The sequence below is a fragment of the Nostoc sp. CALU 546 genome (genome assembly GCF_048836525.1).
Map to the genome: position 1 here is coordinate 1 of NZ_JAWJTF010000190.1, position 5,818 is coordinate 5,818.

The window sequence follows — 5,818 nt, forward strand, 5'->3', positions numbered from 1 at the left end:
CCACACTCCCAACGAGCTTAAGGAATCATCATTTATTCTCACTTAACTACTGAGTTGTATACTAAAAAATAAATTATCAAATTATCGTCAGACTTTTAGTATTTTTACCGAATCTTGTAGTCTAGAGTCCAGTTTTATGAATCCTAAAGTCTCTGTCATTATCCCTGCTTACAATACTGAAGCTTATATTGCGAAGTCAATAGAATCAGCTTTAGAGCAAACACTTACTGATATTGAAGTTATTATAGTCGATGATGCTTCAAGTGATAAAACTGTCGAAGTCGCTAAAAGTTTTAAAGACCAACGTCTCAAAGTAATAGTTAATCAACAAAATCTTGGGGCTGCTGCTGCACGAAATCGTGCCCTTAGAGCAGCCCAAGGAGAATGGATTGCTGTCCTTGATTCAGATGATTGGTATGCTCCAGAAAGATTAGAAAAGCTTGTGTCGCGGGCAAATGAAATAAATGCAGACATGATTGCTGATGATGTTTACTTAATCAAGGATGGTGAAACATCCCCTTGGAGCACATTAATTGAAGAAAGTGGAGAAAGTATAGATAAAGTTCTCCAAATTGATATCGTTTATTTTGTAGAAACTGATGTCTATGGACAACCAGGGTTGCATCTTGGTTTAAGCAAGCCTCTATTCAAACGAGAATTTTTGGTTAAGCACGGCATCGAATATGATGAAGACATCAGAATGGGTCAAGACTTTTGGCTGGATATGAAATGCTTAATCAAAGGAGCTCGCTTTTTTATTGAACCAAAACCTTATTATTTCTACCGTTCGCGCCCTGGCTCTCTTGTATATCAAAGCCAATTACCACGTCTAAATCAATACTGCAAAGCTACTAATTCTTTCATGCAACAAGAGATTGTGAAAAAGAATCCAGCTTTAATGCACGCTCTGTCTTATAATCTTGCAGTCTATAAGAAAAATGTAGCTTACCTTCAAGTTGTAGAGCCAATAAAACAAGGGAAATTGATCACAGCATTGACAGAAATTAGGAACAATCCAGGCTTTATTTATGATTTTATTTCCCGATTGAACAAAATTATCGAGCGTCGATTTCAATACTATGTAATGGGTAATAAATCAAGTTTTGACATTTATCCTAATATACAAAAAAAACGAAAAACTACCAATTAGTAGCTATGACAGTTTTATTAATAAAAAGGCATCATTACATAGTTTTATAATGAGCCTAAAGGTCAAAAATATGGTCAGGCAATAAGAGGATTTTTTAAGAGTATTGGGCGACTATGATTAGCTACTACATAAGCAAAGTCTGCCTCCGTGGAAAGCATACCAATTCAAGGGTTTGATGACCTGCGGAGGTGAGTTTTGTCTGTGTAGTCAGGCCAGTGCGGTCTTCTCCGAATATAGAAAGCTCGTCTCGCACCGAAGGGGAGACGCTCTAGCGTGTAGTGCAGCCTCTCGTATAGAAGAGACTGCACTCTGCACTCATTACTCAATTTTCAGAACTCTGTGGTGAGTGTGGTACTTCCTAATTAAAGTTTTTGGCATACCCCAGAGTTATCTATTTAGTCAAAATTGGGCAAACTAAAACTACACCACAATTAAAGTGCAAAATGGTACAAAGCATCATTATAAATCTACCTTTTCTGCTTGTTTGATTTAGCATATTGCACCAGTTGTAATAACCGTCTTGGTTACAAACTGCTAGATTATGGTTTCAATCCTCTAAAAGACGACTGAAAAAGCTAGTACAGCACCGCCCAAATAGAGCAACGATTGAAAATCGCACAAAAGCCTATCCTATAAGCTTTTTGCCTTTTGACTTCCGACTTCTAGCTTGCGGTACGAGCGTAGAAAGTCATTTCTAGACGCAATAACTTTTTCCTCCCAAACACTTACAACCTGCTTTTGGATTCAAATTTTCTATGTCAGACCCCAACATTGGTCGCTTACTCAGCAAACGCTACCAACTCCAGGAGTTAATCGGTACTGGAGCAATGGGTCGGGTTTATCGTGCTAAAGATACTTTGTTGGGAGGTGTACCTGTTGCGGTTAAGTTTCTGGCTCTCTCAATCCAAAATGAAAAGATGCGATTGCAAGACCGCTTTGAGCGAGAAGCAAAAACCTGTGCTTTACTAGGGCAAAAAAGCATCCATATTGTCCGAGTTATGGATTATGGCGTAGATGACAATAACACCCCGTTCTACGTCATGGAATATCTACAAGGACAAAGCCTGAACAATATTATTCGCAAGCAACGACTGCCTTTACCAAGATTCCTGAGTATGGCGCGTCAACTCAGCCTAGGATTACAGTGCGCCCATGATGGCATCCCAGTTGATGGTACTATTTGCCCAATTATCCATCGTGATGTCAAGCCAAGTAATATGCTGGTGATTCAAGATCCCAGTTTTGGAGAATTGGTCAAGGTTCTAGATTTTGGTATTGCTAAATTATTACAGTCAGATGGTGACCATACAAAATTCTATTTAGGGACATTGGCTTATTCTTCTCCCGAACAGATGGAGGGTAAGGAATTAGACAACCGTGCTGATATTTATAGTTTGGGCGTCATGATGTTTGAGATGCTCACAGGCAAAATGCCACTGGTAGCACCAACTCACTCTTTTGGAGCATGGTATAAAACACATCACTATCAAAAACCACGTTCTTTTGCTGAGGTTGTGCCTGGATTAGAACTACCAAAAGAAATTGAAAATTTGGTGATGAGTTGTCTAGCTAAACTAGCACGCGATCGCCCCCAAAGCATCACTGAAATTCTCAGAGTTTTAGCATCTCTAGAAAAGCCTGAGCATACACGCAAAATTCAGCAAGACAGCCATGCTCTAGTTCCTTCTAGTACAGCTAGCCCTGAGCTTGAACAAAAGACTAAAGCCGATTTGCGGGTATCCTGGTCAAACGATGAAATCGCTCGTGCCATTTCCTGGCCCCAAAATAAACCAATTGCCGATATTGTCTTTCCCCAGACCATTCAAACCAATGGGGAGATTCTACCAGCCCTATGGGTGATGCTACCACAAGCAGAAATTCAAAAGCGCTTACTCTGTACCCGCTATAACCAATTTCTTTTCATCTCTATTCCTCATCCTATGTTGCTATGGATTACTGTCATCTATAACCGCAAGCATGGTGCTAAATGGTTGCCTTATTACCTTGATCTCAAAAGCAGTCTTGGTCAAGAAATTGCCAGATTACTCCAGCACACAGGTTACTACCGCTTGTTATTCTTTGCACGAGAAACACCAAATCGCTGTACCCATATCTTACTTTCCAGCGTCGCTTCTGCCCAACGCCAGCGATTACAAGAGTGGGTCGCAATGAGCAACACCTTAATGTCCTCTGCTGACCCACAAATCAGTAAAAGCTTACTCAAAAGCGAGTATGAAAAGATTAAGCCTCAAATTTTAACAAAACTAGAAAGTATTGATACAGATTCTCCATACGATCTTTCCAGCTAGTAGTCTGTCAATCCAAATTTGACGGCTTAGGACTGACACAGAGACGCGGAGAATTTTAAATAAAGCAAACTTGCCTTGAGAGACTACTAGGAATAATTTCTTAATGTTACCTGTTTTAGATGTAACTAAGGGGTCGTCACTCAAATAATGTAAACTTTTATAAACAAAATATATATAAAGATGTAACTTCTAGTTATATGTATAAAGAGTGAAATCACTAGCTGCTCAATTAGTGCTGTCTAAATTCTCTCTGAATATTCCTCTGTATACATTCCAGGAAATTGTCAATTTACGCAGGTGTGATTCTCCGACTAGACGAAACAAGAAGAAGTTTGGCTAAAGTAAACAGAAATTTTAGTCTACAAAGCTGAAATTAAGTCTAGACTCCAACAGATATGCCGTAGAAAATGTTACTCATTCTTAGTTAATTTCGTGGATTGAACTTTTGCATAGCTCTTGTGGAATTACTTATCGAAGTTGACGCCCCGACATCCCCAGCTCTTTTCCTCCTTGGAACCAAGCAAGAGAAGGAGGTCGCCCACTGCGACATCAGAACGACTCTATGCCATAGTGGAACCGGAATCTAAGCCCCACTGGTGCTTAAGAAGCTCTTGATAAGTTGCCTCGCGCACAACCATTTGTTCATAGAGCTTAACTAAAAAGTCTTTAGCTTGGTCGTGGCTCATATTTTGTACCTGAGTAGCAAATGAGCAGATGCTGAATTGCTGTTCCAAAGATAGTTTCATGGGTTGATTCATAGTTAACTCCGAAAAAACAACGCGTAAAGGTGATATCGCTCACAGAAGTCCAAATGGGATAAGATTTGGACTCATATCTGTCCAACATTTGTTCCTCCGTATTACGAAAGATAACAATTGTTTGACAGATTGCCCACATCCGAAATGTGGACTTTTTCTGCTCTGATATCTTGCACCTAATCCTACTGATATACCACCCAAGTTCTTTGAACCATATTCCGGAAAATAGGCTCTATTTAGCCTCGGATAAGTATAACTACCTCCCTGATTCCTTCCTGCTTCGCACAATTCTCCTTTGAGGAGAAGATCAGGTGCTATGCTTAAACGTCTTAGTTTTTCTGTTAAAAAAACCTAAGATGCTTTCTCCTCCAGTATGGAGGAAGCTTCGGAGGGCGGAGATTTTAAGGAGGTTGGGGAATTAATGGTAATAAGCGTGAATTATAGTCGCTCTACCTTATTGCGTGCAAGATGTCAATTAACCAATTTATGCAAATCTAGCCTCTTTAGGTCATTTTAGAGGCTAAAAATATTTGTATCAAATTGTAAAAAAGAAAAATGCTCACACTGAACAAATTACTGAGTATATTTACCGGATTTGTCCTTTGTCCTTGGAAAAAGAGCAATAACTAATGACTATTTTCTTCGAGTGAGACGATGACAACTGTAATGTTATCGTGCCCTCCGTGGTCTTTGGCAGCCTCAATTAGAGAGATGGCAGCTTTATCAAGCCAAGGACTATCTTGCAAACAGCTAGCAATCTTTTGCTCAACAAGTTCTTCTGTAAGACCATCACTACATAACAGCAAGCGATCGCCAGCTTTGACATCTAGTGGTTGTACATCAATCTGATGTAAGTCTTCACGTCCCAAACAGCGGGATAATACATGACGAAAAGGATGTAATCGTGCTTCATCTAAGGTGATGTCACCGATTTTGATTGCTCGTGCTACCCAAGTGTGGTCTTCTGTTACCTGTTCTAAGTGCGACTCCCGCAAGCGATACAGCCGCGAATCGCCAACATGAGCGCACCAAGGCGACTCTGGAGCGCGAAAAATCACTGCTACAACCGTTGTCCCCATGTCGGCGCGTTCGGGATGGTTTTGCTGATCCCGCAAAATCGCTTCATTGGCTCCCCACAAAGCTTGCTCTAGCAATTCTTGAGAAGATTTAGAAGATTCCCAATTTGCTACCAAATACGCCTGAATTTCTCCAGTAGCAATGCGACTTGCTTCCTCACCTCCGGCATGACCACCCATTCCATCGGCGACGACGAAAAACCGACCTTCTGGGTCGATATAGTAAGCATCCTGATTAGTAGAACGAATAAGTCCCGGATCGCTAAAACCCGTGAAATTGAGTTTCATAATTTTTTTTGCAACAATTAATACATACGATCGTAACGGTCTAGGCGTAAAAGTAGTCGGATCAGGATCACTGAGAGCGCCGCTACAATTAAACCAGGCACTAGTGCCCACCATACATAATTGCTAACCACTAAAATCGTAGCTGAAAGTGTGAAACCACTGATTAACAAAAGCATAACTTATTGAGAGTTGAATAATGCTCTGTCGTCGTAGCAGGCGTTCGGTTTCTATAGATAG

General features: G+C 40.4%; 4 protein-coding genes and 1 pseudogene. 2 read left to right on the forward strand and 3 right to left on the reverse strand.

Annotation, left to right across the window (positions count from 1 at the left end):
- The first annotated feature begins 136 nt into the window (after window positions 1–136).
- Window positions 137–1,150 carry a glycosyltransferase family 2 protein gene (locus RRG12_RS41160; protein ID WP_420758907.1) on the forward strand — a complete coding sequence of 338 codons (1,014 nt, stop codon included), beginning with the start codon at window positions 137–139 and terminating at the stop codon, window positions 1,148–1,150.
- A gap of 755 nt (window positions 1,151–1,905) precedes the next feature.
- Window positions 1,906–3,459: a serine/threonine-protein kinase gene (locus tag RRG12_RS41165; RefSeq protein ID WP_420758906.1), complete on the forward strand. Its 1,554-nt coding sequence runs from the start codon at window positions 1,906–1,908 to the stop codon at window positions 3,457–3,459.
- Window positions 3,460–4,019: 560 nt separating this feature from the next.
- Here RRG12_RS41165 and RRG12_RS41170 read toward each other — a convergent pair.
- From RRG12_RS41170 to RRG12_RS41180, 3 genes and pseudogenes are all read right to left on the reverse strand, one after another.
- Window positions 4,020–4,217: an NblA/ycf18 family protein gene (locus RRG12_RS41170; RefSeq protein WP_041565841.1), complete on the reverse strand. Its 198-nt coding sequence runs from the start codon at window positions 4,215–4,217 to the stop codon at window positions 4,020–4,022.
- A gap of 626 nt (window positions 4,218–4,843) precedes the next feature.
- Entirely contained in the window at window positions 4,844–5,581 is a 738-nt protein-coding gene (locus RRG12_RS41175; protein WP_069069374.1) for a Stp1/IreP family PP2C-type Ser/Thr phosphatase, read from the reverse strand.
- A gap of 17 nt (window positions 5,582–5,598) precedes the next feature.
- Window positions 5,599–5,818, reverse strand: a pseudogene (locus RRG12_RS41180) (AarF/ABC1/UbiB kinase family protein); the annotation flags it as partial.